The sequence below is a fragment of the Micromonospora sp. NPDC005163 genome (genome assembly GCF_053599835.1).
On record NZ_JBSFYP010000035.1, the window covers coordinates 50,798 to 75,543 of the forward strand.

Consider the following 24,746-nt stretch of genomic DNA (forward strand, 5'->3'; position numbering starts at 1 on the left):
CTGCTGATGCCAGGTCAACAGCGCCGTGGCGGCGGGTCCGGTGGCAACGAGGGTGGTCGCCGCGACAACCGCCGTGAGGGCGGCCGCGGAAACGCGCCCGTCGAGAAGACCCCGCACCTCGAGCGGGTCGTCGCGATCAACCGCGTCGCCAAGGTCGTGAAGGGTGGTCGTCGCTTCAGCTTCACCGCCCTGGTGATCGTTGGTGACGGCGACGGCACGGTCGGCGTGGGCTACGGAAAGGCCAAGGAGGTGCCCGCGGCGATCGCCAAGGGTGTCGAGGAGGCCAAGAAGCACTTCTTCAAGGTCCCGCGGATCGGCAAGTCGATCCCGCACCCGGTGACGGGTGAGGACGCCGCTGGTGTGGTGCTGCTCAAGCCGGCCTCGGCCGGTACGGGTGTCATCGCCGGTGGTCCGGTGCGCGCCGTGCTGGAGTGCGCCGGTATCCACGACGTGCTCTCGAAGAGCCTCGGCTCGTCGAACCCGATCAACATCGTGCACGCCACCGTGGCGGCCCTGAAGGGGCTTGAGTCCCCCGAGCAGGTCGCGGCACGTCGTGGCCTGCCGGTGGAGGACGTCGCGCCGGCCGCCATGCTGGCGTCGCGTGCGGGGGTGGCGCACTGATGGCACGTCTGAAGGTCACCCAGCTCCGATCCGGCATCGGGACCAAGCAGAACCAGCGTGACTCGCTGCGTTCGCTCGGCCTCAAGCGGATCAACGACGTGGTGGTCAAGGAGGACCGGCCCGAGATCCGCGGCATGATCTTCACTGTGAACCACCTCGTGAAGGTCGAGGAGGTCGAGTAATGACGATCAAGGTGCACCACCTGCGCCCGGCGCCCGGTTCCAAGACCGCGAAGACCCGTGTGGGTCGCGGTGAGGGTTCCAAGGGCAAGACCGCTGGTCGCGGTACCAAGGGCTCCAAGGCCCGCAAGAACATCTCGGCGGCGTTCGAGGGTGGGCAGATGCCCATCCACATGCGCCTGCCGAAGATGAAGGGCTTCAAGAACAAGTTCAAGGTGGTCTTCCAGGTGGTCAACCTGGACCGGCTCGCCGAGCTGTTCCCGAACGGCGGCCAGGTCGGCCCGCTGGAGCTGGTCGAGTCCGGCGCGGTCCGCAAGGGTCACCCGGTCAAGGTCCTCGGCACCGGCGACCTCGGCGGAGTGGCGCTCCAGGTGTCGGCGCACGCGTTCAGTGCGTCGGCCAAGGAGAAGATCGCCGCCGCCGGTGGCTCCGTCACCGAGCTGTAAGGCGTACGACCCATGGCGCCCGTCCAGTTGTGACCAACTGGCGGGCGCCATGGTCTGCCTGGGGCGTATGCGCCCGGTAATATCGGAATCGGTTTATGTAGCCGGGCACATCTGCCCGGACCGGGATGGGGCTGTTAGAGTCCCATCCCAGCCATGGATTCCGGGCGCTCGCCCGGGATCCACCCCGACCCGCCAGGGATCACCGGCGGCCCGCCTCGCGCAGGAGGAAGAAGTTGCTGTCCGCCTTTCTCAGTGCGTTCCGTACGCCTGACCTGCGCAAGAAGCTGCTGTTCACAGTAGGCATCATCGCGGTCTACCGGCTGGGTGCAACGCTGCCCAGCCCGGGCGTCTCGTACGGCAACGTGCAGAAGTGCCTCGACACCATCCAGGGTGACACCACCGGGGTGGTGAACCTTCTCAACCTCTTCTCCGGCGGAGCGCTGCTACAGCTCTCGGTCTTCGCGCTGGGCATCATGCCCTACATCACCGCGTCGATCATCCTGCAGCTGCTGACCGTCGTGATTCCGCGTCTGGAGCAGCTCCGCAAGGAGGGCCAGGCCGGCCAGGCGAAGATCACCCAGTACACGCGGTACCTGACCCTGGGTCTCGGTGTGCTGCAGGCCTCGGCGTTCGTGGCGCTGGCCCGCTCGGGCCAGCTCTTCCAGAACCGCTGCGACCAGTTCCCGATCATCCCCACCGGCACCGGCATCCCGGACTGGCTGACCCTGGCCATCCTGGTGATGACCATGACCGCCGGCACCGGCATGGTCATGTGGCTCGGTGAGCTGATCACCGACCGGGGCGTCGGCAACGGCATGTCCGTCCTGATCTTCACCTCGATCGCCGCGCGGCTGCCCAGCGAGGGCTGGCAGATCAAGACCAGCAAGGGCTGGGACATGTTCGCCCTGGTCATCGCGCTGGTCCTGGTGGTCATCACCGCGGTCACCTTCATCGAGCAGGCGCAGCGCCGCATCCCGGTGCAGTACGCCAAGCGGATGATCGGCCGGCGGATGTACGGCGGCACCTCGACCTACATCCCGCTCAAGGTCAACCAGGCCGGTGTCATCCCGGTCATCTTCGGCTCGTCGCTGCTCTACCTGCCGCAGCTGGCCCTGCAGTTCTTCGACCAGACCGACCCGGGCAAGACCCAGGCCTGGATCCAGAACAACCTGGTCAACCCGAGCAGCCCGATCTACATCGCGGTCTACTTCCTGCTGATCATCTTCTTCACGTACTTCTACGTCTCGATCACGTTCAACCCGACCGAGGTCGCGGACAACATGAAGAAGTACGGCGGGTTCGTGCCGGGCATCCGCCCGGGCAAGCCGACGGCCGACTACCTGGACTTCATCCTCAGCCGGATCACCCTGCCGGGCGCGCTCTACCTCGGCGTGATCTCGATCCTGCCGAACTTCTTCTTCATCTGGCTGGACAACCAGCAGTACCAGAACTTCCCGTTCGGCGGCACCGCTGTGCTCATCATGGTCGGCGTCGGTCTGGAGACCGTGAAGCAGATCGAGAGCCAACTCATGCAGCGGAACTACGAAGGGTTCCTGCGGTAGATGAGACTCGTTCTGGTTGGCCCGCCGGGCGCGGGCAAGGGCACGCAGGCCGAGTTCGTGGCCGCGCACCTGTCGGTGCCCAAGATCTCGACCGGGGACATCTTCCGGTCGAACGTCACCCAGGGCACGCCGCTCGGTGTCGAGGCGAAGCGTTACATGGACGCTGGCGAGCTGGTTCCGGACGAGGTCACCATCAACATGGTCCGGGACCGGCTGGCGGAGCCCGACGCCAGCGAGGGGTTCCTGCTCGACGGCTTCCCGCGGACCACTCCGCAGGCCGCCGCGCTGGACAAGCTCCTCGCCGACCTGGGCACCGCACTGGACCTGGTCCTGGAGCTGGTGGTCGACGACGACGAGGTGATCCGGCGGCTCTCCGGCCGGCGGACCTGCCGGGGCTGCGGCAAGATCTGGCACGTCGAGTTCGACGCCACCACCCGGCCCGGCATCTGTGACCGGTGCGGCGCCGAGCTGTTCCAGCGCGACGACGACAAGCCGGAGACCATCGCCACGCGGCTGCGGGAATACAGCGAGAAGACCGCTCCACTGGTCGACTACTACGGCGCCCAGGGCAAGCTCGTCGGGATCGACGCCACCGGCCCGGTGGAGGACGTCACCACCCGGGCCATAGACGCGCTGCGGTCGTACGGCGGCTGAGGTCCGGCCGGGCCACGGCGGATAGAGTGCGATCAGCGGGGTACGTGCGACGTGCCCCGCTGATCGGCAACGAAAGGTAATCGGTCCATGCGTCGTCCCCAGCTGGACATCCAGCTGAAGACCCCTGACCAGATCGAGAAGATGCGCGCCGCCGGGCTGGTGGTGGCCGAGGCGCTGCGCCGGATGCGCGAGGCCGTGGCGCCCGGCGTCAGCACCGCCGACCTGGATGCCATCGCCGAGTCGACGATCCGCGAGGCGGGTGGCGTCCCGTCGTTCAAGGGTTACCACGGCTTCCCCGCGTCGATCTGCTCCTCGGTCAACGAGCAGATCGTGCACGCCATCCCCTCGCCGAAGCAGGTGCTGCGGGACGGCGATCTGATCTCGATCGACTGCGGTGCGGTGCTGAACGGGTGGCATGGTGACTCCGCGATCACCGTCGGCGTCGGTGACGTCGACCCGGCGCTGCTCAAGATGGCCGACGTGGCCGAGGACGCGATGTGGGCCGGCATCGCGGCCGCCGCACGCGGGGCAGCCAGCGGCAAGGGGCGGCTCACCGACATCTCGCACGCGGTCGAGACCGCGGTCCGCAAGGGTGGCCGGTACGGCATCGTCGACGGCTACGGCGGGCACGGTATCGGCACGGAGATGCACCAGGACCCGCACGTGCTCAACCACGGCCGGCCGGGCAAGGGCCCGCGGCTGGTCCCGGGCATGGCGCTGGCCATCGAGCCGATGATCACCATGGCGTCGCCGCGTACGGTCGAGCTGGCCGACGGGTGGACGGTGGTCACCCGGGACAGCTCGGTGGCGGCGCACGTCGAGCACTCGATGGCGTTGCTGCCGGACGGAGTCTGGGTGCTCACCGCGTTCGATGGCGGCCGTGCCCGACTGGGCGACCTGGTCACCGCGCGGCAGTCGGCGGCCTCGACCGCGTCCTGACCCCCTGGGGCGCCGCAGCCCCTCCATGGGCCGACCCGGGTGGATCAAGGGGGTCGGCCGGGTGGGACGCCGTTGGCGTGACGGTGGCATGCTTGCCGGCATGGACGGGCGGGACGGGATGCGAGCGGCGGACGCGGATCGTGAGGCGGTGGCCGAACGGTTGCGGGTGGCCCTCGGTGAGGGCCGACTGGACCTGCACGAGTACGACGAGCGGTTGCAGCGGGCCTACGCCGCCCGCACGTACGCCGAACTGGACGCCCTGCTCACCGATCTGCCGCCGGTGGCGCCGCCGGAGCGCTCGACGCTGGCGCCGGTCACCGCACCGGCTGCCGGGCCGCTGGAGGGCGGTGCGGAGCCCTCGCCCGCCCCGGCCGGGGACCGGGGCGTCGCCGCTCGCTGGTTGGCCGAGGTGTGGTTTCCGTATCTGAAGGTGGTCGCCATCGTGGTGACCATCTGGGCGGTGACCTCGCTGCTCAGCCGCGACCTGCTCTACTTCTGGCCGGCCTGGGTGGCCGGGCCGTGGGGCGCGGTGCTGGTGATCCGCACGGTCACCGGGCTGGCCGGGGGAGAGCCCCGGCGCCAGGCGATCGTGCGGGAGCGCAGGCGCGCGAAGCGGAGGCGGCGGCGGGAGTTGCGCGCCGGTGCACGGGACGAACGGGACGACCCCCGACCGGCCGGCTGACCCGCGGGCAGGGGGCGGAGCCGATCCGGCGCGACGCCCCGGCGTTGCTCGGACGGAGATCATCGGGGTCCCGGACGGGGGAGCGCCGCTCGACCCGGCGGCGCGGTGGGTGGCCGGTTTGGCGACCGCCCGCAGGCCGGCGTACACTTTCTGATCGGCGCACAGCGTCCACTCCGGCATGCCCACCCTGCGCTTCGGTGGGTGCTGGAGCCGCGGCTGGCGCGGGCTTTCTGATCTTGGTCAGACACCCGTGTAAGACGTTGTGGGCCGCCCGGAGCAATCGACGTCAGGACAGCGGAGGACATGCCGAAAAAAGACGGAGCCATTGAGATCGAGGGTCGGGTCATCGAGCCCCTGCCGAACGCCATGTTCCGGGTGGAGCTCGCGAACGGCCACAAGGTGCTGGCTCACATCAGCGGCAAGATGCGGCAGCACTACATCCGCATCCTGCCGGAGGACCGGGTCGTCGTCGAACTCTCGCCGTACGACCTGACCCGCGGGCGCATCGTCTACCGCTACAAGTAGTCCTGACGGCGGCCGGGAAGTCCCGTGTCCGTCTTCGACGTCCGGTCTCGCGCTGCGCGCGTCCCCGGGCCAGATGGGAAGTAAGGCAACCGTGAAGGTCAAGCCGAGCGTCAAGAGGATCTGCAACAAGTGCCGGGTGATCCGCCGGCACGGCCGGGTCATGGTCATCTGCACCGACCCGCGCCACAAGCAGCGCCAGGGCTGATTCAGCCCATCCGGCCGGAAGCGGCCGGGTGGCGTTGGCCCAGGTAGATCCCCAGCGACACACAACACACATGCTCGTCCCAGCCACGAGCGGTACGCGAGACGTACTCCTGCGTGGCTGACCCCCGGTCGGAGGCCGGGGCCCGCTTGGGCAGCGACCGATCCCGGTCGCCGACGCTGACAGCGTCGGAAAGTCGGGACGGCCGGTAGCGGGGTGGGACGGGTCCACACCTCCGCCACACATCATGAGGAGTACGCCCGCACATGGCACGTCTAGTCGGCGTGGATCTCCCCCGCGAGAAGCGGATGGAGATCGCGCTCACCTACATCTTCGGGGTCGGTCGCACTCGCGCCCTGGAGACACTCGCCGCCACCGGCATCTCGCCGGACAAGCGCGCTCGGGACCTCACGGACGAGGAGCTCGTGCAGCTCCGCGACCACATCGAGGGCAACTACAAGGTTGAAGGCGACCTGCGCCGCGAGGTCGCCGCTGACATCCGCCGCAAGGTTGAGATCGGCTGCTACGCCGGCATCCGGCACCGCCGGGGCCTGCCCGTGCGTGGCCAGCGGACCAAGACCAACGCGCGGACCCGCAAGGGCCCGAAGCGGACCGTCGCCGGCAAGAAGAAGCCCGGCAAGAAGTAGTTCTTAACCGGATGACGGGGTCGGCCGCCGCCGAGGTGGGCCAGGCCGCAACCCAGTCCGGAAAGTCAACTAGGAGCGCACAGACTTATGCCACCGAAGGCTCGTGCCGGAGCCGCTGTAAAGAAGGTCCGGCGCAAGGAACGCAAGAACGTCGCCCACGGGCAGGCGCACATCAAGAGCACCTTCAACAACACCATCGTGTCCATCACGGACCCGACCGGTGCGGTCATCTCCTGGGCCTCCGCGGGCCAGGTTGGCTTCAAGGGCTCCCGCAAGTCGACTCCGTTCGCCGCGCAGCTGGCCGCCGAGGCCGCCGCGCGTCGGGCCATGGAGCACGGCATGCGCAAGGTCGACGTGTTCGTCAAGGGCCCCGGCTCCGGCCGGGAGACCGCCATCCGTTCGCTGCAGGCCGTGGGCCTCGAGGTCGGGCAGATCTCCGACGTCACCCCGCAGCCGCACAACGGATGCCGTCCGCCGAAGCGTCGCCGGGTCTGAGAGGTAGAGAGAGATGGCTCGTTACACCGGTGCTGACTGCCGCCGTTGCCGGCGGGAGAAGATGAAGCTGTTCCTCAAGGGCAGCAAGTGCGATGGTCCGAAGTGCCCGTTCGAGTCCCGGCCGTTCCCGCCCGGGCAGCACGGCCGCGGCCGCACCAAGGAGACGGAGTACCTGCTCCAGCTCCGTGAGAAGCAGAAGGCCCGCCGTGTCTACGGCGTGCTGGAGAAGCAGTTCCGCGGTTACTACGAGGAAGCCGTTGGCAAGCAGGCCAAGACCGGTGAGGTCCTCCTGCAGATCCTCGAGTCGCGGCTTGACAACGTCGTTTACCGGGCCGGCTACGCCCACTCGCGGGACATGGCCCGCCAGCTGGTCAAGCACGGTCACTTCACGGTGAACGGCAAGAAGGTCGACATCCCGTCGTACCGCGTCAAGGAGCACGACATCATCGAGGTTCGGGGCAAGAGCAAGGAGCTCACCCCGTTCATCGTGGCGCAGGCTCAGGCCGGTTCGCGGGCCGTGCCGGCGTGGCTCGAGGCCATTCCCAGCCAGATGAAGATCCTGGTGCACTCCCTCCCGGCCCGGCAGGTCATCGACACGCAGGTCCAGGAGCAGCTGATCGTCGAGCTCTACTCCAAGTAGTCGGAGCTCGTTGCGGTGGCCCGCCCTCCAGGGCGGGCCACCGGAACAGTTTGTGTCGTGGGCGTCAAATAGCGGGCGTCCCGGAAGAGAAGAGAAAACATGCTCATCAGCCAGCGACCCTCCCTCTCCGAGGAGTCGATCAACGAGACCCGGTCGCGGTTCGCCATCGAGCCGCTGGAGCCGGGCTTCGGCTACACCCTGGGCAACTCGCTGCGGCGCACGCTGCTGTCGTCGATCCCGGGTGCGGCGGTCACCTCGATCAAGATCGACGGCGTGCTGCACGAGTTCACCACCATCCCCGGTGTCAAGGAGGACGTGGTCGAGCTCGTCATGAACATCAAGGAGCTGTGCGTCAGCTCCGAGCACGACGAGCCGGTCAGCATGTACCTGCGCAAGCAGGGCCCGGGCGACGTGACCGCGGGTGACATCCAGCCCCCGGCCGGCGTCTCGGTGCACAACCCGGATCTGAAGCTCGCCACCCTCAACGGCAAGGGCCGGCTCGACATGGAGCTGACCGTCGAGCGGGGCCGGGGCTACGTGACGGCGGCGCAGAACAAGCAGTCCGGCGCCGAGATCGGCCGTATCCCGGTCGACTCGATCTACTCGCCGGTGCTGAAGGTGACCTACCGCGTCGAGGCGACCCGCGTCGAGCAGCGCACCGACTTCGACCGGCTGATCATCGACGTCGAGACCAAGCCGTCGATGGGCCCGCGTACCGCGCTGGCCTCCGCCGGTTCGACGCTGGTGGAGCTGTTCGGTCTGGCCCGGGAGCTGGACGAGACCGCCGAGGGTATCGACATCGGGCCGTCCCCGCAGGACGCCCAGCTGGCGGCGGACCTCGCCCTGCCGATCGAGGAGCTGGACCTCACCGTCCGCTCCTACAACTGCCTCAAGCGCGAGGGCATCAACACCGTTGGTGAGCTCATCGGGCGTACCGAGGCCGACCTCCTCGACATCCGCAACTTCGGTCAGAAGTCGATCGACGAGGTCAAGATGAAGCTCGCCGGGATGGGTCTGGGGCTGAAGGATTCGGCCCCGAACTTCGACCCGGCGCACGTCGTGGACACCTTCGGCGAGGCCGACTACGACACCGAGGACTACCGCGAGACCGAGCAGCTCTAGTCCGCGCTGCCGCCACAACTGAGGAGCACCAAGCATGCCCACGCCCACCAAGGGCCCCCGCCTCGGCGGCAGCCCCGCGCACGAGCGGCTGATGCTGGCCAACCTGGCCACCGCGCTGTTCCAGCACGGCAAGATCAAGACCACCGAGACGAAGGCCCGGCGGCTGCGTCCGCTGGCCGAGCAGCTCATCACCAAGGCCAAGCGCGGTGACCTGGCCGCGCGGCGGCGGGTGCTGGGCGTCGTCAAGGACAAGGACGTCGTCTACGCCCTGTTCGACCAGATCGCGCCCCGGTACGCCAACCGCCCCGGCGGCTACACCCGGATCGTGAAGACCGGTCCGCGCAAGGGTGACAACGCGCCGATGGTGGTCATCGAGCTGGTGGAGGAGCTTCAGGTCGCCGAGCCGAAGGCGAACAAGAAGACCGCCGCCCGCAAGGCCGCGCAGCAGGACAAGGTCGAGGCGCTCGCCCCGGCGGAGGAGGCCCCGCGGTCGGAGAACTCCGACCAGGACGCGGAGCCGCCGGTCTCGGCGTCCGGCGACACCGCCGAGGCGCGCGAGGACAGCGACCTCGCCACCGAGGAGAACAAGGCCTGATCTCGGGCATCGTTCGGGCCCGGCACCCCATCGGGGTGCCGGGCCCGACCCGTAACAGGAGGTACGAGGTGGACGAGCGGATCCGGCTGCGGCTGGATGTCTCGTACGACGGCACCGGCTTCTCCGGCTGGGCCGCCCAACCGACCCGGCGCACCGTCGCCGGGGTGCTCGTCGAGACCCTGGACCTGGTCCTCGGCGCCGGCACGGCCACCGGGTTGACCGTGGCCGGGCGGACCGACGCGGGGGTCCACGCCACCGGGCAGGTCTGCCACCTCGATCTGCCCGCCGAGGTGTGGCGGCAGCACGAGGGTCGGCTGCTGCGACGGCTGGCCCGGCTGCTCCCCACCGACGTGCGGGTGCGGGAGATGACCGAGGTGCCGGCCGACTTCGACGCCCGGTTCTCGGCCACCTTCCGACGCTACGAGTACCGGGTCACCGACGCCCGGTACGGCGCGGAGCCGCTGCGCCGGCACGAGGTGCTGGCCTGGCCGCGGCCCCTGGATCTGGCGGCGCTGAACGCCGCGGCGGCCGGCCTGGTCGGGGAGCACGACTTCGCCGCGTACTGCCGGCGTAAGGAGAACGCGACGACGCTGCGCGAGGTGACCCGGCTGGACTGGCGTCGCGACCCGGACGGCATCCTGGTCGCCACCGTGCAGGCGGACGCGTTCTGCCAGGCGATGGTGCGCAGCCTGGTGGGGGCGATGCTGGTGGCCGGGGACGGCCGCCGCCCGGTGGAGTGGCCGGGCACGCTGCTGACCCGCCGGGAGCGGTCCAGCGAGGTGACCGTGGCCCCGGCGCACGGGCTGACCCTGGTCGAGGTGGGGTACCCGGCCGATCCGACCGAGTACGCCCGCCGCGCCGACCTCACCCGCCGGCTGCGGGTGCCCGTCGAGGGCTGAGCGGACTGGCCGGTCACGGTGACCGCCGACGGCGGGGTGCGGTCAGTCGCCCGGTAGTTCGTCGTCGCCGGTGGTGCCGCTCTGGGTGCCGCCGCTCTCGGTCGGCCCCGCCGTCGGTTGCCCCGCCGTGCCGCCATCGGCCCGCCGTTCCAGCACGCCCCGGCTGAGGTGCAGCTCGAGCATGTCGAACAGGATCTCCCGGATCGTGGTGTCACCGGACTTGACGGCCACCCCGTCCGTGCGGACCACCAGCGCGTACGCCAGGTAGTGGCCGCGGACCTGCCAGCCGACCCGGGCGGGGGCTGTCGCCACCACCTCGGTGCCGTCGCCTTCCTTGCCGACCATGCCCTGGAACCGGCCCTGCCGCTCGTCGAGCAGTTGCCGGATCCGGTCCCGGGCCCGTTCCGCGCTCACCTTGTCGGTCAGGTTGAACAGCCCGGTGGTGACCAGGTGGTTGCCGCCGGGAGCCCGCAGGGTGGCCCGTACCACCTGGTTGCAGCCGAGCCGGACCAGCAGGTCGGCGACCTCGTCGGTGGCGGCGACGGCGCAACTGCCGCTCGAGTGTGTCTTGACCACCTGGTAGCCCGGCTGGCCGTCGGTGACCTTCAGTTCCTTGCCGGGGAAGAGTTCCTTGGCGGTGAGGGGGGCCTGGTCGGTGTCCCGGGAGTCGAGGTCCTGCCGTTCTTCGGCGGGGTCGGACGCGGCGGCGTTCGGCTGGTACGTCGGGGTGGTCTCCGGCTGTGGGCCGCGGTCCACCAGCAGCGCGGCGGCGCCCAGGCCGCAGAGCGCGAGGAGGACCAGGACGGCCGCGCCACCGACCAGCACCTGCCAGAGCCGGCCGCCCCCGCGCCGGGAGGTCGGCTCGATCGGCTCCGCTGAGGTGTAGACCTGCTCGCGTGGCGGGGCGGGCGGGATGTCGGCACGGGTCGGCGGCGGAGCGGACGACGGCAGCGCGATCTGGTTCGTCCGGCGCAGCGACGGGGTGGGGAAACGCGACGGAGAGGGCCCGGCAGGCGGAGGCGGACCAGCGCCGGCCACGGACAGGTCGGACCCGTCATCCGGGTACTCCACGAAAGCGTCCTCATCGGACTCGTACCGATACACCATGTCGCCCAGACTAGGAGGCATTGTCCCTTTAGGGGGTAATAATGGGAAATGTAGGTGTGGGCCGTGTCGGGGCGTGCTGCGACCAATGCGAGAATTGCCGGCGTGACCGGCGACCACTACTTCACCGCTCAGCCCGCCAGCGACGCCCCGCCGCGCGAGGTCGAGTTCTCCGTCGCCGACCGCGACTACCGGCTCGCCTCGGCCGGCGGGGTCTTCTCCGCGAGCCGTCTCGACCCGGGCACCGCGGTGCTCCTGCGCAAGGCCGAGCTGCCCACCACCGCCACCACCGGCGACCTGCTCGACCTCGGCTGCGGGTTCGGGCCGATCACCTGCGTGCTGGCCGACCTTGCGCCGGCGAGCACCGTCTGGGCGGTCGACGTCAACGCCCGCGCCCGCGAGCTGACCGCCGCCAACGCGGCCCGGGTCGGCGCCGGCGACCGGGTCCGGGTCAGCGCGCCGGACGACGTGCCGGCAGAGCTTCGCTTCGCCCAGCTCTGGTCCAACCCGCCGATCCGGATCGGCAAGGACGGGTTGCACGACCTCCTGCTGCGCTGGCTGCCCCGGCTCGCCCCGGACGGCGTCGGCTGGCTGGTGGTCGCCCGGCACCTCGGTGGCGACTCGCTGCACCGCTGGCTCACCGACCAGAGCTGGCAGGTCGAGCGGCACGCCAGCCAGAAGGGCTTCCGGGTGCTGCGGGTCACCCGGTAATTGGATGTACCGCCCGGCCCCTGCTGGGGCAGGATCCCGGCGTGGGATACGTGGACGTGGCAGCGGTCGGGCATATCCTGCCCGATGGTCGGGAACTCTTCGCCGACGTGTCGTTCCGGGTCGGGGAGGGCGGCAAGATCGCCCTGGTCGGGCCGAACGGCGCGGGTAAGACGACACTGCTGCGGATGGTCGCCGGTGACCTGCCGGTGCGTACCGGCGCCGTCGCGCGGGCCGGCGGGCTGGGCGTGATGCGCCAGTTCATCGGCATGATCGGCGACGAGTCGACACTCGCCGACCTGGCGCTGTCGCTCGCCCCACCGCCGCTGCGCGAGGCCGGCCGCCGGCTCAGCGAGACCGAGACGGCCATGCGGGCGGCCGAGGTCCGCGGCAAGTACAGCACCGCGGCCGGCAAGGCGCAGCTGGCGTACGCAGACGCGCTGGGCGCCTGGGGCGAGTCCGGCGGGTACGACGCCGAGGTGCTCTTCGACACCGTCGCCACCATCGTGCTCGACCAGCCCTGGGACGCCGTCCGGGACCGACCGGTCCGCACCCTCTCCGGTGGGCAGCAGAAGCGGTTCGCGCTGGAGCTGCTGCTGCGCGGCCCGGACGAGGTGCTGCTGCTCGACGAGCCGGACAACTTCCTCGACGTGCCCGGCAAGCGCTGGCTGGAGGCGCGGCTGCGCGAGTCGACCAAGTCCGTGCTCTACGTCTCGCACGACCGCGAGCTGCTGGCCCAGACCGCCGACCGGGTGGTCGCCGTGGAGGGCGGCAGCGCCTGGGTGCACCCGGGCGGCTTCGCCAGCTGGCACTCCGCGCGGGTGGCCCGGCACGCCCGCCTCGACGAGCTGCGCCGGCGCTGGGACGAGGAGCACCAGAAGCTGCGCGAGCTGATGCTGATGTACAAGCAGAAGGCGGCGTACAACGACGGGCTCGCCTCGCGGTACCAGGCCGCGCAGACCCGGCTGCGCAAGTTCGAGGAGGCCGGGCCGCCGCCCGTACCGCCGAAGGACCAGGACATCCGGATGCGGCTGACCGGCGGGCGGACCGGCAAGCGTGCGGTCATCTGCGAGCAGCTGGAGTTGGACGGCCTGACCTACCCCTTCGACCTGGAGATCTGGTACGGCGACCGCTTGGCGGTGCTCGGTGCCAACGGCACCGGCAAGTCGCACTTCCTGCGGCTGCTGGCTCGGGGTGGCAGCGACCCCGACCCGGCCAACGGGCCGGTCGACGGGGCGGCCGCGCTCGCCCCGGTGGCGCACGACGGCACGGCCCGGCTCGGCGCCCGCGTGCGCCCGGGGCACTTCTCCCAGACCCACGACCGGCCGGAGTTGATGTCGAAGACGCTTGTCGAGATCCTCTGGCGGGGCGACGAGCACCGGACCGGCATGGATCGGCACACGGCGATGGGGGTGCTCAGCCGCTACGAGCTGGCCGGGCAGGGTGACCAGCGCTTCGGCACCCTCTCCGGCGGGCAGCAGGCCCGGTTCCTGGTGCTGCTGCTGGAGCTCTCCGGGGCGACCCTGCTGCTGCTGGACGAGCCCACCGACAACCTCGACCTGGCCAGCGCGGAGGCGTTGGAGGCGGGCCTGAACGCGTTCGAGGGAACGGTGATCGCGGTCACCCACGACCGCTGGTTCACGCGATCCTTCGACCGTTTCGTGCTGTTCGGTGGCGATAGCGAAGTGGTGGAGACCCCGGAGCCGGTCTGGGACGTGGGCTGAGGCGAAGGAAGGGCCCCTTGTTAACGCCAGGTGTTAACAAGGGGCCCTTCCTTCGCTGGGCATAGGGTGGATCTCGTGACTGAGATGACCTATCGCCGGCTGGGCGACTCCGGGCTCGTGGTGTCCGTGGTCGGCATCGGCTGCAACAACTTCGGCCGTAAGCTCGACCTCGACGGCACCCGAGCGGTGGTGGACGCCGCCCTGGACGCCGGGATCACCCTGTTCGACACCGCTGACATCTACGGCGAGCCGCAGGGCAGCTCCGAGGAACTGCTCGGGCAGGCGCTCAAGGGACGCCGGGACGACGTGGTGGTGGCCACCAAGTTCGGCATGGACATGAACGGCCTCAACGGGCCGGACTTCGGTGCCCGGGGGTCGCGGCGCTACATCGCCCGCGCGGTGGAGGCGTCGCTGCGCCGGCTCGACACCGACCACATCGACCTGTACCAGATGCACGAGCCCGACCCGGGCACGCCGATCGACGAGACCCTCGCAGCCCTGGACGACCTGGTCCGGGACGGCAAGGTGCGCTACCTGGGCAACTCCAACTTCGCCGGCTGGCAGATCGCCGACGCGGACTGGATCGCCTCGTCCAACGGCCGGGCCCGCTTCATCAGCGCGCAGAACCACTACAGCCTGGTGGAGCGGTCCGTGGAGGCCGAGGTGATCCCGGCCTGCGAGCGGTTCGGTCTCGGCATGCTGCCGTTCTTCCCGCTTGCCAACGGCCTGCTCACCGGCAAGTACAAGCGTGCGGGGCGGCCGCCGGCCGGCAGCCGGCTCTCCGGCGGTGGCCGGTACGCGGAGCGACTCGCCGCCGCCGACTGGGACACCATCGAGGCGATCGAGGCGTACGCGGCCGAGCGGGGGCTGACCATGCTCCAGGTGGCGATCGGCGGGCTGGCCGCCCAGCCGGCGGTGACCTCGGTGATCGCCGGTGCCACCACGCCCGAGCAGGTGCACGCCAACGCCGCTGCCGGCACCTGGGAGCCCACCGACGAGGATCTGGCGGCCCTGCGCGCCGTCCTCTGATGCCCGGCGTGGGTGGCGCGGGATCCTGATCCACCCCGCGTTCCCTGAAGTCGGGGTGTCCTGTGGTCCGGGACACCCCGACTTCTGGGATACCGAGTCGATCAGTCGGTCAGATCAGAGCTGGCGACCGGGGGCGAGCCGGGTGGCGTCGCCACCGAGCCGTCCGGCGCCCTTGACCGGCTCGCCGTCGTTCGCCTTGACTCCGGCCTTGCTGGCCGTGCCGCCGAGCCGGACGATCATGGCGTCGGCGTCCCGGATCAGGACGTCCCGGATCTCCGCCTCGCCCACCAGCGTGGCGTTGGCGGCGAGCGTCCGGAAGTCGGTCAGCTGCTTGATCGCCTTGTTGTCGTTGCCGGCAGCCTCGGCCTTGCGGGCCGCGTCGAGCTTCGCCGTCAACTGCTTGTGCGCCTTGGCCGAGAGCCGCCCCGTCGCCTTGAACCGGTCCAGCAGGTTCTGCATGTCCCGGAACGAGGTGGTGACGAAGAACCGGACCGTCGAGGTCGTCGTGTTGCCCGCCTTGTCGGTCGCGGTCACGGTCAGCTCGTGCAGGCCGAGCGGCAGCTCGTACATGGCCTGCAGGGTGCCGCTGGCGTACGCCTGGCCGTTCAACCGGCCCACCACGGACGCGATGCCCGAGGTGGGGTCGACGGCCTGCCAGGACACCCGGACGTCCTGGCTGTCCCCGTAGAGCTGGCCGTCGGCGATCCCGGAGACCAGCAGCGTCGGTCTGGTGCCGTCGATCCGCAGCACCGCCGACTTGAGCGTCTCGGCGTTGCCCGCCTTGTCGGTGGCGCGGAACAGCAGCTCGTGCTGCCCGTCGCCGGTCACCTCGACCGGCGTCGTGTACGGCGTCCACGCGCCGCCGTCCAGCGACCACTCCACCGTCTTCACCCCGGAACCGGCGTCGGTAGAGGTCAGCACGACCGGGATGGTCCCGTCGTGCCAGCCGGCGTCGTTCGCCGGAGCGAACGTCGCCGAGGTGACCGGCGCGGTGGCGTCGATCCGGACCGTGACGGTCTTCGTCGACTCCACGTTGCCCGCCTCGTCGGTCGAGCGGAACCGCAGCTCGTGCTCGCCGTCACCGCTGACCGCCACCGGAGCGGTGTAGTCCGTCCAGGTGGTGGCCCCGCCCAGCTGGTACGCCGTCCCGGCCAACCCGCTGCCGCCGGCCTCGTCGGCCGCGGTGAGGGTGACCGTCACCGGCCCGGTGTACCACCCGTCGGTCGGGGTGCCGGAAACCGCCGCAGTGGTGACCGGCGCCGTCTCGTCGGCCACCCCGGTGCTCAACCGGAAGTAGTCGAACGCGGCGGTCTTCGAGGCGGTCTGGTTGGCGCCGAGCGTGAACAACCCGACCTTCGGGGTGGCCCCGACCGCGCTGTTGGTGAGCGTGGTCAACGCGGTCCAGGTCGTCCCGTCGGCCGAGTACGACGCGGTGAAGGTGTCGCCGCTGCGGGCGAGCCGCAGATGCCACACCGCGCCGGTCAGGTTGGCCGCCTCCGGTTGCGGGTTCTGGACCGCCCCGCCGATCTCGCTGCGGAACTCGATCCGCCGCGTCACCGGTTGGCCGACCTGGTTGTCCGCGATGTAGTCGAACTTGAGGTAGTTGTCGTCGTCCGCGTGCACGATCAGACCGGCCTGCTGGTACTGCTCGTTCAGCAGGCTGCCGTCGACCTTCGTCTCCAGGGTCCAGTCGCCCGACGGCGCGGTCTGGAGGATGAAGTTCTTCGGCCCGGTGTTGTCGGTGCCGTAGATGTCACCGTTGGGCACGTCGACCCGCAGCGCGCCACCGGTGACCCGGTAACCGTTCGGGTCCTCGCGCAGGATCGCGTTCCACCGGCACTTGTCCAGCGTGTCGCCGGTGAACTCGTCCGACGGCACGACCGGTCCGGCCGGGGCGTCCGGCGTGACCTGGAACCAGTCGAAGCTGGCGTCCACCACCGGCGCCTCGGTGCCGCCGTTGACCGCGAAGAGGCCGATCCGCGGGTTGGTGATGCCGTCCAGCGCGGCCGATCGTCCGACCGGGGTGAAGGTCTGCCCGTCGGCCGAGACGGCCGCGGTCAGGTTCGTCCCGTCGCTGATGATCCGCAGGTGCACGGTGTCACCCGCCGGTGCGGCGGTGCTGTCGGCGGCCTCGTTGCGCGGCGTGCCGGCCGTCTCCCGGATGAACTCCACCCGCCGGCTGCCGTTGTAGAGCAGGTCCAGCTTGGCGTAGTTGTCGTCGTCGCCGTACACCAGCAGGCCGGCCTGCTGGTAGTTGGCCGTCACCGGCAGGGTGACCCGGGTGGTCGCCTGCCAGGCCCCGGTCGGAGCCGCCTGGAGCACCAGGTTGGTGGCGTCGTTGCGGGCACCGTAGAGGTCGCCCACCGCCGTGGGCAGCCGCAGCGCGCCGCCGGCAACCGAGTAGAGCTGGTTCTCCCGGACCACGCTGGTCCACCGGTTCTTGTCGAGGCTGGTGCCGTCGAAGTCGTCCGAGCGCGCCCCGAAGCAGGACGTGTTCGGCGCGTCGACCCGCACCGGCACGGTGGCGTACGACTTCGCGCCCTTGCTGTCCGTCACCGTCAGGGTGGCGGTGAAGGTGCCCGGGCTGGTGTAGGTGTGGCTGGCGTCCAACGTGGACGCGGTGCCGCCGTCACCGAAGTCCCAGGCGTACGTCAGCGGGGTGTCGCCCTCGGCGTCGGTGGCCGTGCCGTCGAAGGCGACGGTGACCGGCGCGGTGCCGGTGGCCGGGGTGGCGGTGGCGCTGACCACCGGTGGCGCGTTCTCGGTGACGCCGCGGCCGAGGAAGTCCATCCAGTTGACGTTGAACAGCGACCCCGCGCCGCCGTTCGGGTCCCGGGCGACGAAGTACAGCGTGCCGCTCGCGGCGCCGGTCACCGGCGCGGTCACGTCCGTGTACGTCTGCCACCCGCCGGTGCCCGGCACGGTGGCCGAGGCGACCACCGGTCCGTCGACGGCGCCGGCGCGGACCTCGACCCGGCCTCCGGAGACTGCCGAGGCGGCCCGGAACCGGATGTCGGTGACGTTGGTCAGGTTCGCCGGGGCGAGCGACCACCAGTCGCCGTCCTCGATGAACCCGATGTTCTGGCCGCCGCCGGCGCTGTCGCCGCCGGTCTCCCGCTGCACGCCGGCGTCGCCGCCGCCGGTGCTCCCCGGCGCCCGCCCGGTGGCGGTGAAGTACTCGGCCTGCTTGCGCTTGGGCTGCAACTGCTCGATCGCGCGGCCGGTGAGCGGGCCGGCCCCGCCAGCGCCGCCCTGGTCGGTGTAGGTGGCCTCGAAGACCGCGAAGACGTTCGCCTCGGCGCCGTGCCCGGAGGCGAGCGACGTCTGGACGGTGCCGCTGCAGCCGGTGTGCTGCTCCAGCGGGTGGGCGTGCTCGTCGTGGCCGAGCAGCACCTGGAGTCGCACCCGGTCGCAGTCGATCTGCCCGTCCTCCGGGTCGGTCACCTTGATCGTGTAGTGGACCTGGTCACCCCAGTCGAAGAAGCCGCCGTCCGGCGGGAACTCGATGGTCACCGTCGGCGCGGTGTTGCCCACGGTGACCGGCACGTTGGCCACCGCGGTACGGCCCTTCGGGTTGGTGACGGTGAGCTGGGCGGTGAAGCTGCCCGCCGTGGCGTAGGTGTGCGTCGGGTTGGCCTCGGTGGAGGTCTGCCCGTCGCCGAAGGCCCAGGCGTAGGTGAGCGCGCCGCCGTCCGGGTCGCGCGACCCAGCGCTGGAGAATTCCACCGTCAACGGCGCGGGCCCCGACGTCGGGGCGGCCGCCGCCACCGCGATCGGCGCGCGTTCACCGGCGATGTAGTCGATCCGGTAGACGCCGGAGTTGTCGTTGTTGCCGCCGAAGCCGCTGCCCCACTCGATCAGGTAGAGCGCGCCGTCCGGGCCGAACTCGAAGTCCATCGGCCGGAGCATGCCCATCCCGGTGAGCAACTGGTTGATGTCCACCAACGACCTGCCGTCGGCGGTCACCTGCATGGTGTACATCTTCGACTGGTTCCACTCGCCGAGCAGCGCCTTGCCGTCGTAGTACGCCGGCCACTTCCGGTCGGAGTCGAGGTCGGCGTCGTACCGGTAGACCGGGCCGCCCATCGGGGCGCCGCCGCCGCCGATCTCCGGGTATCGCGCGTCACCGGCGTACCCGTAGTCGACGGTCGCTGGGACGACCGGCGGGAGGTTGGTCAGGCCGGTGTTGTTGGGCGAGTTGTTCACCGGGGCTGCGCAGTCGAACTTCGCCCCGCTCGGGCCGGACGGGAACGTGTAGTCGTTGTACGCCTCGTTCGTCCCGGTGCAGTACGGCCAGCCGTAATTGCCGGGGGTGACGATGTTCCACTCGACCAGGCCGCGCGGGCCCCGGGTGGGGCTGTCCGCGTTGGCGTCCGGCCCGTAGTCCGCGACGTAGAGCGTGTTGGTCTTCGGGTCGGTGCCGATCCGGAACGGGTTGCGGAAGCCCATCGCGTAGATCTCGGGACGGGTCTTCTCGGTGCCCGGCGCGAAGAGGTTACCCGCCGGGACGGTGTACGTCCCGTCGTCCTCCGGGTGGATCCGGATCACCTTGCCGCGCAGGTCGTTGGTGTTGCCGGAGGTGCGCTGCGCGTCGTAGTCCTGGCGGCCCGGCCGCTCGTCGAGCGGCGAGTACGCGCTCGACTCGAACGGGTTGGTGTTGTCGCCGGTGGCCAGGTACAGGTTGCCGACGCTGTCGAACGCCATGCTGCCGCCGGCGTGGCAGCAGGTGTTGCGCTGGGTGTCGACCCGCAGCACCTGCTTCTCGCTGGCCGGGTCGATGGTGTCGCCGGTCACGGTGAACCGGGACAGCAGGTTGCGCGCGATGCCGTCGTTCGGGGCGTGGTAGAGGTACACCCACCTGTTGGTGGCGAAGTCCGGGTCGAGCCGGATGCCGATCAGTCCGTCCTCGTTGCCGGTGAAGACGTCCAGGTCGAGGGCGGTGAACGTGCTGCCGGTGTCCGGCTTGACGACCTGCACCCGGCCGTCCCGCTCGACGTAGAAGACCCGCCCGTCCGGGGCGATGTCCAACTCCATCGGGTTGCTGGTGTTGCTGTCCAGGGTGACCTTCTCGAAGCTCGCGGTCTTCGAGGCGCCGCAGTCGGCGTCCGCCACCCCGGCGGCGGTCCGGATCCCGCCGAGCAGGTGGGAGAGGAACTCCGGCTCGGCGTACGACTCCCGGGTGTGCCCGCCCCCGGTGTACCAGGAACGGCCGCCGTCGAAGTCCTGGCACCAGGCGATCGGGTGGTCGGCGCCCATCGCACCGGCGCCCGGGGTGTAGCTCTTCTCGTCCAGGCTGGCCAGCACGTGCACGTCCGGCCGGGGGTTGGTCTGGTAGTTGTACCACTCGTCGAAGCGGGACCAGCGGTCCGGAAGCTCGGCGGTGGACGGGTGGGCGTGGTCCTCCACCTTGACCGTGGCCTGCTGGTTCGCGGGGTGGTTGGCGAAGTACGCGCCGACGAGGTCGCCGTACCAGGCCCAGCTGTACTCGGTGTCCGAGGCGGCGTGGATGCCGACGTAACCGCCGCCGGCACGCACGTACCGCTCGAACGCGGCCTGCTGCTCGGCGTCCAGCACGTCGCCGGTGGTGGAGAGCCAGATCACCGCCCGGTATTTCGCCAGATTGGCGTCGGTGAACGCGCCACCGTCCTCGGAACTGTCCACGGTGAATCCGTTGGCCTCGCCCAGTTGTTGGATCGCGGCGAGCCCGGTGGGAATGGAGTCGTGGCGGAAGCCGGCCGTCTTGGAGAACACCAGGACGGAGAAGGGATCGGCCGCAGCCTTTGGCGCCTTCGGCGGCACCTGGCTGACCGGGGCCGCGGCCGGCGTGTTTCGCGGGGGGACCTGGGCGGCGGCCGGAGCCGCCTGGGCGGGCAGCCCGAACAGAGTTGTCGAGGCCAGGGCCAGGGAGATCAGGGTCGCGGTGATGGGTACTCGGGCACGACGAGAATGGGACACGCCGCCTCCTATGTCGCGGTGGACAGGGATCGCGGGGGCCGGCTCGCCGAAGACCGTCCCAGATGGAGCCGGTGCGAATGCCGTGCCAGGGCAACCACGCCAGCATTTTGTCGAATCGCTGAACAAATTAATTCGGTTGGATCAATGTCCGGCAAGATGCCGGCGGGTAACGGTTCTGCAACGGTGGGCGACATTCCGAACAGGACCGCATGAAGCGCCCAACGGATCTCGCCGAGCGGTGTGGTTTTCGCCCGCCGGCCGCCGGCCGACCCCGCCTTGGCAGACGGCCGGAACTGTCGTACGGTGACACGCAAGTAACCCACGGGAGTCCGGTGTACCGGGCTGAGAGGGGGGCTGACAGCCCCCGACCGTCGAACCTGATCCGGGTAATGCCGGCGCAGGGAGGAGCGTTGCCGTGCCGTCCCTCGGGCGACTGCATCTGATCACCGACACCCGACCCGGGCGGGATCCACTCACCGTGGTCCGGGCCGCCCTCACCACGGCCCGAGCCGACCTGGTGGTGCAGGTCCGGGTCGAGGACTCCGCCACCGACCGCGAGGCGTACGACCTGGCCCGGCGGGTGCTCGCGCTCTGCGCGCCGTACAGGGCGACCTGCCTGGTCAACGACCGGTTGCACGTGGCGTTGGCGGTGGGCGCCGCCGGTGGACACGTCGGTGCCGACGACCTACCGGTCGCCGCCGCCCGCCGGGTGCTCGGCCCCACCGGCGTGCTCGGGGCCACCGCCCGGGCACCGGAGACGGCGATCGAGGCCGTCGCCGCGGGAGCCAGCTACCTGGGCGTCGGGCCGTGCCACGCCACCAGCACCAAGGCCGGGCTGCCGGACCCGATCGGCCCGGCGGGGGTACGGGCGGTCAACGACGCGGTCGACGTTCCGGTGATCGCGATCGGTGGGGTGACCGCCGCCCGGGTGCCGGCGCTGCGAGCCGCCGGGGCGTACGGGGTGGCGGTGGTGGGCGCGGTATCCGCTGCCGCCGACCCGGCCCGGGCCACCGCCGAGCTGCTCGGGGCGCTGACGTGTTAACAGGGGGCCCTTCCTCTACAGAATCCGTTAACAAGGGGCCCTTCCTTGCGGACGTGGCGGTGGTGGGGGCGGGGCCGATCGGGTTGGCGATCGCCTGGCGGTGCGCCGCCCGCGGACTTCGGGTGGTGGTGCACGATCCGTCCCCCGGGTCGGGGGCCTCGGCGGTGGCCGCCGGGATGCTCTCTCCGGTGGCCGAGGCGTACTTCGGTGAGCGGCAGCTGACCGGGCTGCTGCTGGCGTCCGCCGCCCGGTGGCCGGCGTTCGCGGACGAGCTGACCGAGGCGAGCGGCGTCGAGCTGGGCTACCGGACCGAGGGCACCCTGCTGGTCGGGCTGACCGCGGACGACCTGGCCGAGGCGCGCCGGCTCTGGGCGTACCAGCAGGGGTTGGGCCTGCCGGTCACCCCGCTGCGCCCCACCGAGCTGCGCGACCGCGAGCCGGCGCTCGCGCCGCGGGTGCGCGGCGGGGCACTCGCGCCCACCGACCACCAGGTCGACCCACGGTTGCTGGTGCCGGCGCTGCGCACGGCCGCGCAGCGGGCCGGCGCGGTGCTCGCCCCGCGGGCGGTCCGTTCCCTCGCCGAGGTGGACGCCCGGGTCACCGTGGTCGCCGCCGGCTGCGGCGCCGCCGCCCTCACCGGCCTGCCCGTGCGGCCGGTGAAGGGCCAGATCCTCCGGCTACGCGCGCCCGGCGGCGCCGCGCCGGGCTTCCGGCACGTGATCCGGGGGTACGCCGACGGCGAGCAGGTCTATCTGGTGCCCCGCGCAGACGGCGAGGTGGTGCTCGGCGCGACGGTCGAGGAGCGGTCGGACACCACGGTCACCGCCGGCGCGGTGCTGCGCCTACTCCGTGCCGGCGTCGACCTGCTCCCCGAGCTGGCCGAGTACGACCTGGTCGAGACGGTCGCCGGGCTGCGTCCGGGCACCCCGGACAACGCGCCGATCCTCGGGCCGCTGTCCGACCGGCCGGACGTGCTGGCCGCCACCGGGCACCACCGGCACGGCATCGTGCTCACCCCGGTCACCGCCGACCTGATCGCCGACCTGGTCACCACCGGCGTGCCCGATCCGCTGCTCACGCCCTTTCACCCGGGCCGGTTCGCCGCCGCCGGCCCGGATCCCACCAGCGCGGCCGGTCGGCTGGCCGGGCCTGGTGCGGCCGATGTCGGCGCACCTGATCGGACGACAGAGGAGGACCGGTGGAGTTGACGGTGAACGGGACCGGGCGCAGCGTCCCCGGTGGAGCGTCGGTGGCCGATCTGGTCAGCGACATCGCGCCGCAGCAGCGCGGGGTGGCGGTCGCGGTCAACGGCGAGGTGGTGCCCCGAACCGGCTGGCCGACCACGGCGCTGCGCGACGGTGATCGCGTCGAGGTGCTCGCCGCCGCGCAGGGCGGGTGACCGGCGTGCCGTTCGAGCTGGGTGGGGCGACGTTCACCTCGCGGCTGATCCTCGGCACCGGCGGCGCCGCGAACCTGCACGTGCTGGAGCAGGCGATCCGGGCGTCCGGCACCGAGCTGGTCACTCTGGCGCTGCGCCGGGTGGACACCGCGCCGGGCAGCGCCGGTGGGCTGCTGGAGCTGCTGGACCGGTGCGGGGTACGGCTGCTGCCGAACACCGCCGGCTGCCACACCGCGACCGAGGCCGTGAAGGTGGCCCGGCTGGCCAGGGACGCGTTCGACACCGACTGGATCAAGCTGGAGGTGATCGCTGACGAGCGGACCCTGCTGCCCGACGGGGTCGAGCTGCTCCGCGCCGCCGAGGAGCTGGTCGCCGACGGATTCACCGTGCTGCCGTACACCAGCGACGACCCGGTGCTCGCCCGCCGGCTGGCCGACGTGGGCTGCGCCGCGGTGATGCCGGCCGGCGCGCCGATCGGCTCGGGGCTCGGCATCGGAAACCCGCACCACATCCGGCTGATCCGGCAGGGCGTGGACGTGCCGGTGATCCTGGACGCCGGCATCGGCACGGCGTCCGACGCGGCGCTGGCGATGGAGCTGGGCTGCGACGCGGTGCTGCTGGCCAGCGCGGTCACCCGGGCCGCGGACCCGGTCGCGATGGCGACCGCGATGCGGTACGCGGTCGAGGCGGGTCGGCTGGCCGCTGGCGCCGGCCGGATCGCCCGCCGCTTCCACGCCCTCCCGTCCACCCCCGACGAGGGAAGACCCGACCTGTGACCCCCGAGCGCGTCCCGCCCGGGTGCCCGGCAACCCTGCCGTCGGGCGTTGTCGTGCTGACGGATCGGCGGGTGGCGCGGGGGGCGCTCGATCAGGTGGTGGCGGGGGCCGTTGCCGGGGGAGTGCGCTGGGTGGTGCTGCGGGAGAAGGACCTCCCCCGCGCCGAGCGCGCCGCCCTCGCCGCCGACCTGCGCGCGATCCTCGCCGATGCCGGCGGAACCCTGATCGTGGCTGGCCCCGACCCGCTCGGCGGCGACGCCGTCCACCTGCCCGCCGCCGGCCCGTACCCGCCCCCGACCCACCGGCTGGTCGGCCGCTCCTGCCACAACCAGTCCGAGCTGCACCGGATCACCACCGAGAACTACGCCACCGTCTCCCCGGTCTACCCCACACAAACCAAACCCGGCTACGGCCCACCCCTGCACCCCGAGGGCCTGCGAAAGCTGATCCAGGCCAGCCCAACACCGGTGCTGGCGCTGGGCGGCGTGGAAACCCCAGATCAGGTGATCGCCTGTATCGAGGGGGGAGCAGCAGGAGTCGCGGTACTAGGCGCAGTCATGCGAGCCGAAGACCCAACCGAAGCAGCCACCACCCTGACCAGGGCCTTCACGAAGGCGGTCACCCCGATGACGCAAACCCGGCGCGGAGGCGCCCAGGTCCCCACGACGGGGCTGCGGCCGACCGTGCCCACGCAGGGATCAAGCCTGACCGCCCCGGAGTGGGCCCGGGGGGGGCGGCCCCAAACACCAAACCAAAATGGTGCGATGGAACTAAAGGGAAAGAGGGGGGGGTGGGGAGAAG

General features: G+C 71.1%; 25 protein-coding genes and 1 riboswitch. Of the genes, 23 read left to right on the forward strand and 2 right to left on the reverse strand.

Translation table 11 applies throughout. The annotated features are described in order from the left end of the window. Positions 1 to 6: 6 nt before the first annotated feature. The 15 genes from rpsE (at position 7) to truA (ending at position 10,208) form a co-directional block, all read left to right on the forward strand. On the forward strand, positions 7 to 621 hold the full coding sequence (rpsE, locus tag ACWD6N_RS23085) for a 30S ribosomal protein S5 (protein WP_354964792.1): 615 nt from the start codon (positions 7 to 9) through the stop codon (positions 619 to 621). Then, entirely contained in the window at positions 621 to 803 is a 183-nt protein-coding gene (gene rpmD, locus ACWD6N_RS23090; protein ID WP_030329904.1) for a 50S ribosomal protein L30, read from the forward strand. Before rpsE ends, rpmD begins: the two co-directional genes overlap by 1 nt. Continuing rightward, positions 803 to 1,246 (forward strand): 50S ribosomal protein L15, encoded by a 444-nt coding sequence (gene rplO / locus ACWD6N_RS23095; RefSeq protein ID WP_030329906.1) that lies wholly within the window; start codon positions 803 to 805, stop codon positions 1,244 to 1,246. Before rpmD ends, rplO begins: the two co-directional genes overlap by 1 nt. A gap of 233 nt (positions 1,247 to 1,479) precedes the next feature. Further along, complete coding sequence (gene secY, locus ACWD6N_RS23100) at positions 1,480 to 2,808, forward strand: preprotein translocase subunit SecY (RefSeq protein WP_354964791.1); 1,329 nt, start codon at positions 1,480 to 1,482, stop codon at positions 2,806 to 2,808. Beyond that, positions 2,809 to 3,462 carry an adenylate kinase gene (locus tag ACWD6N_RS23105; protein ID WP_007465256.1) on the forward strand — a complete coding sequence of 218 codons (654 nt, stop codon included), beginning with the start codon at positions 2,809 to 2,811 and terminating at the stop codon, positions 3,460 to 3,462. A gap of 87 nt (positions 3,463 to 3,549) precedes the next feature. After that, the gene (map, locus tag ACWD6N_RS23110; protein ID WP_354964790.1) at positions 3,550 to 4,401 is read left to right on the forward strand and encodes a type I methionyl aminopeptidase; all 852 of its coding nucleotides are present in this window, start codon (positions 3,550 to 3,552) and stop codon (positions 4,399 to 4,401) included. A gap of 100 nt (positions 4,402 to 4,501) precedes the next feature. Further along, positions 4,502 to 5,083 (forward strand): DUF1707 SHOCT-like domain-containing protein, encoded by a 582-nt coding sequence (locus tag ACWD6N_RS23115; RefSeq protein WP_354964789.1) that lies wholly within the window; start codon positions 4,502 to 4,504, stop codon positions 5,081 to 5,083. A 303-nt stretch (positions 5,084 to 5,386) separates the two neighbouring features. Then, entirely contained in the window at positions 5,387 to 5,608 is a 222-nt protein-coding gene (infA, locus tag ACWD6N_RS23120; protein WP_007073013.1) for a translation initiation factor IF-1, read from the forward strand. A gap of 91 nt (positions 5,609 to 5,699) precedes the next feature. Then, on the forward strand, positions 5,700 to 5,813 hold the full coding sequence (gene rpmJ, locus ACWD6N_RS23125) for a 50S ribosomal protein L36 (RefSeq protein WP_012184307.1): 114 nt from the start codon (positions 5,700 to 5,702) through the stop codon (positions 5,811 to 5,813). A 263-nt stretch (positions 5,814 to 6,076) separates the two neighbouring features. Continuing rightward, entirely contained in the window at positions 6,077 to 6,457 is a 381-nt protein-coding gene (gene rpsM / locus ACWD6N_RS23130; RefSeq protein WP_007465236.1) for a 30S ribosomal protein S13, read from the forward strand. 87 nt (positions 6,458 to 6,544) lie between these two features. Continuing rightward, positions 6,545 to 6,952 carry a 30S ribosomal protein S11 gene (gene rpsK, locus ACWD6N_RS23135; RefSeq protein WP_007073011.1) on the forward strand — a complete coding sequence of 136 codons (408 nt, stop codon included), beginning with the start codon at positions 6,545 to 6,547 and terminating at the stop codon, positions 6,950 to 6,952. Positions 6,953 to 6,965: 13 nt separating this feature from the next. Further along, positions 6,966 to 7,592: a 30S ribosomal protein S4 gene (gene rpsD, locus ACWD6N_RS23140; protein WP_089018952.1), complete on the forward strand. Its 627-nt coding sequence runs from the start codon at positions 6,966 to 6,968 to the stop codon at positions 7,590 to 7,592. Between the two features lie 99 nt (positions 7,593 to 7,691). Next, on the forward strand, positions 7,692 to 8,714 hold the full coding sequence (locus tag ACWD6N_RS23145) for a DNA-directed RNA polymerase subunit alpha (RefSeq protein WP_354964788.1): 1,023 nt from the start codon (positions 7,692 to 7,694) through the stop codon (positions 8,712 to 8,714). Between the two features lie 34 nt (positions 8,715 to 8,748). Next, a complete protein-coding gene (gene rplQ / locus ACWD6N_RS23150; RefSeq protein WP_121677729.1) occupies positions 8,749 to 9,309 on the forward strand; it encodes a 50S ribosomal protein L17 in 561 nt (186 codons plus the stop codon). Positions 9,310 to 9,377: 68 nt separating this feature from the next. Further along, entirely contained in the window at positions 9,378 to 10,208 is an 831-nt protein-coding gene (truA, locus tag ACWD6N_RS23155) for a tRNA pseudouridine(38-40) synthase TruA (RefSeq protein WP_354964787.1), read from the forward strand. 42 nt (positions 10,209 to 10,250) lie between these two features. Here the strand turns inward: truA and ACWD6N_RS23160 are convergent, their stop codons facing one another. Continuing rightward, a complete protein-coding gene (locus ACWD6N_RS23160) occupies positions 10,251 to 11,315 on the reverse strand; it encodes a hypothetical protein (protein ID WP_354964786.1) in 1,065 nt (354 codons plus the stop codon). Positions 11,316 to 11,417: 102 nt separating this feature from the next. Here ACWD6N_RS23160 and ACWD6N_RS23165 point away from each other — a divergent pair, with 102 nt between their 5' ends. From ACWD6N_RS23165 to ACWD6N_RS23175, 3 genes are all read left to right on the forward strand, one after another. After that, positions 11,418 to 12,023, forward strand: coding sequence for a class I SAM-dependent methyltransferase (locus tag ACWD6N_RS23165; protein ID WP_354964785.1), 606 nt, complete (start codon positions 11,418 to 11,420; stop codon positions 12,021 to 12,023). 41 nt (positions 12,024 to 12,064) lie between these two features. Beyond that, entirely contained in the window at positions 12,065 to 13,744 is a 1,680-nt protein-coding gene (locus tag ACWD6N_RS23170) for an ABC-F family ATP-binding cassette domain-containing protein (RefSeq protein WP_354964784.1), read from the forward strand. Positions 13,745 to 13,810: 66 nt separating this feature from the next. Then, a complete protein-coding gene (locus ACWD6N_RS23175) occupies positions 13,811 to 14,773 on the forward strand; it encodes an aldo/keto reductase (RefSeq protein ID WP_354964783.1) in 963 nt (320 codons plus the stop codon). A 114-nt stretch (positions 14,774 to 14,887) separates the two neighbouring features. On the opposite strand, the gene ACWD6N_RS23180 is transcribed toward ACWD6N_RS23175, so the two are convergent. Next, complete coding sequence (locus ACWD6N_RS23180) at positions 14,888 to 20,728, reverse strand: ThuA domain-containing protein (protein ID WP_387324592.1); 5,841 nt, start codon at positions 20,726 to 20,728, stop codon at positions 14,888 to 14,890. Positions 20,729 to 21,039: 311 nt separating this feature from the next. Further along, positions 21,040 to 21,149: riboswitch (TPP riboswitch) on the forward strand. Here ACWD6N_RS23180 and thiE point away from each other — a divergent pair. The 5 genes from thiE to ACWD6N_RS23205 form a co-directional block, all read left to right on the forward strand. After that, complete coding sequence (gene thiE, locus ACWD6N_RS23185) at positions 21,144 to 21,770, forward strand: thiamine phosphate synthase (protein WP_387324595.1); 627 nt, start codon at positions 21,144 to 21,146, stop codon at positions 21,768 to 21,770. (Overlaps the previous riboswitch by 6 nt.) Next, the gene (gene thiO / locus ACWD6N_RS23190; RefSeq protein ID WP_354964780.1) at positions 21,764 to 22,978 is read left to right on the forward strand and encodes a glycine oxidase ThiO; all 1,215 of its coding nucleotides are present in this window, start codon (positions 21,764 to 21,766) and stop codon (positions 22,976 to 22,978) included. Before thiE ends, thiO begins: the two co-directional genes overlap by 7 nt. After that, positions 22,969 to 23,169 carry a sulfur carrier protein ThiS gene (gene thiS / locus ACWD6N_RS23195; RefSeq protein ID WP_354964779.1) on the forward strand — a complete coding sequence of 67 codons (201 nt, stop codon included), beginning with the start codon at positions 22,969 to 22,971 and terminating at the stop codon, positions 23,167 to 23,169. Before thiO ends, thiS begins: the two co-directional genes overlap by 10 nt. Then, entirely contained in the window at positions 23,166 to 23,945 is a 780-nt protein-coding gene (locus ACWD6N_RS23200; protein WP_354964778.1) for a thiazole synthase, read from the forward strand. Before thiS ends, ACWD6N_RS23200 begins: the two co-directional genes overlap by 4 nt. Further along, on the forward strand, positions 23,942 to 24,746 hold an 805-nt coding region (locus tag ACWD6N_RS23205; RefSeq protein WP_450005163.1), incomplete at its 3' end, for a thiamine phosphate synthase. The genes ACWD6N_RS23200 and ACWD6N_RS23205, both read left to right, overlap by 4 nt.

What these genes read in the sequence shown, in the direction of transcription:
- ACWD6N_RS23160 (WP_354964786.1), bottom strand. Translation starts at nt 11,315, where the DNA reads ATGGTGTATCGGTACGAGTCCGATGAGGACGCTTTCGTGGAGTACCCG.
- rpsD (WP_089018952.1), top strand. Translation starts at nt 6,966, where the DNA reads ATGGCTCGTTACACCGGTGCTGACTGCCGCCGTTGCCGGCGGGAGAAG.
- ACWD6N_RS23115 (WP_354964789.1), top strand. Translation starts at nt 4,502, where the DNA reads ATGGACGGGCGGGACGGGATGCGAGCGGCGGACGCGGATCGTGAGGCG.
- rplO (WP_030329906.1), top strand. Translation starts at nt 803, where the DNA reads ATGACGATCAAGGTGCACCACCTGCGCCCGGCGCCCGGTTCCAAGACC.
- map (WP_354964790.1), top strand. Translation starts at nt 3,550, where the DNA reads ATGCGTCGTCCCCAGCTGGACATCCAGCTGAAGACCCCTGACCAGATC.
- rpsE (WP_354964792.1), top strand. Translation starts at nt 7, where the DNA reads ATGCCAGGTCAACAGCGCCGTGGCGGCGGGTCCGGTGGCAACGAGGGT.
- rpsM (WP_007465236.1), top strand. Translation starts at nt 6,077, where the DNA reads ATGGCACGTCTAGTCGGCGTGGATCTCCCCCGCGAGAAGCGGATGGAG.
- rplQ (WP_121677729.1), top strand. Translation starts at nt 8,749, where the DNA reads ATGCCCACGCCCACCAAGGGCCCCCGCCTCGGCGGCAGCCCCGCGCAC.
- rpmD (WP_030329904.1), top strand. Translation starts at nt 621, where the DNA reads ATGGCACGTCTGAAGGTCACCCAGCTCCGATCCGGCATCGGGACCAAG.
- rpsK (WP_007073011.1), top strand. Translation starts at nt 6,545, where the DNA reads ATGCCACCGAAGGCTCGTGCCGGAGCCGCTGTAAAGAAGGTCCGGCGC.
- ACWD6N_RS23145 (WP_354964788.1), top strand. Translation starts at nt 7,692, where the DNA reads ATGCTCATCAGCCAGCGACCCTCCCTCTCCGAGGAGTCGATCAACGAG.
- infA (WP_007073013.1), top strand. Translation starts at nt 5,387, where the DNA reads ATGCCGAAAAAAGACGGAGCCATTGAGATCGAGGGTCGGGTCATCGAG.
- ACWD6N_RS23105 (WP_007465256.1), top strand. Translation starts at nt 2,809, where the DNA reads ATGAGACTCGTTCTGGTTGGCCCGCCGGGCGCGGGCAAGGGCACGCAG.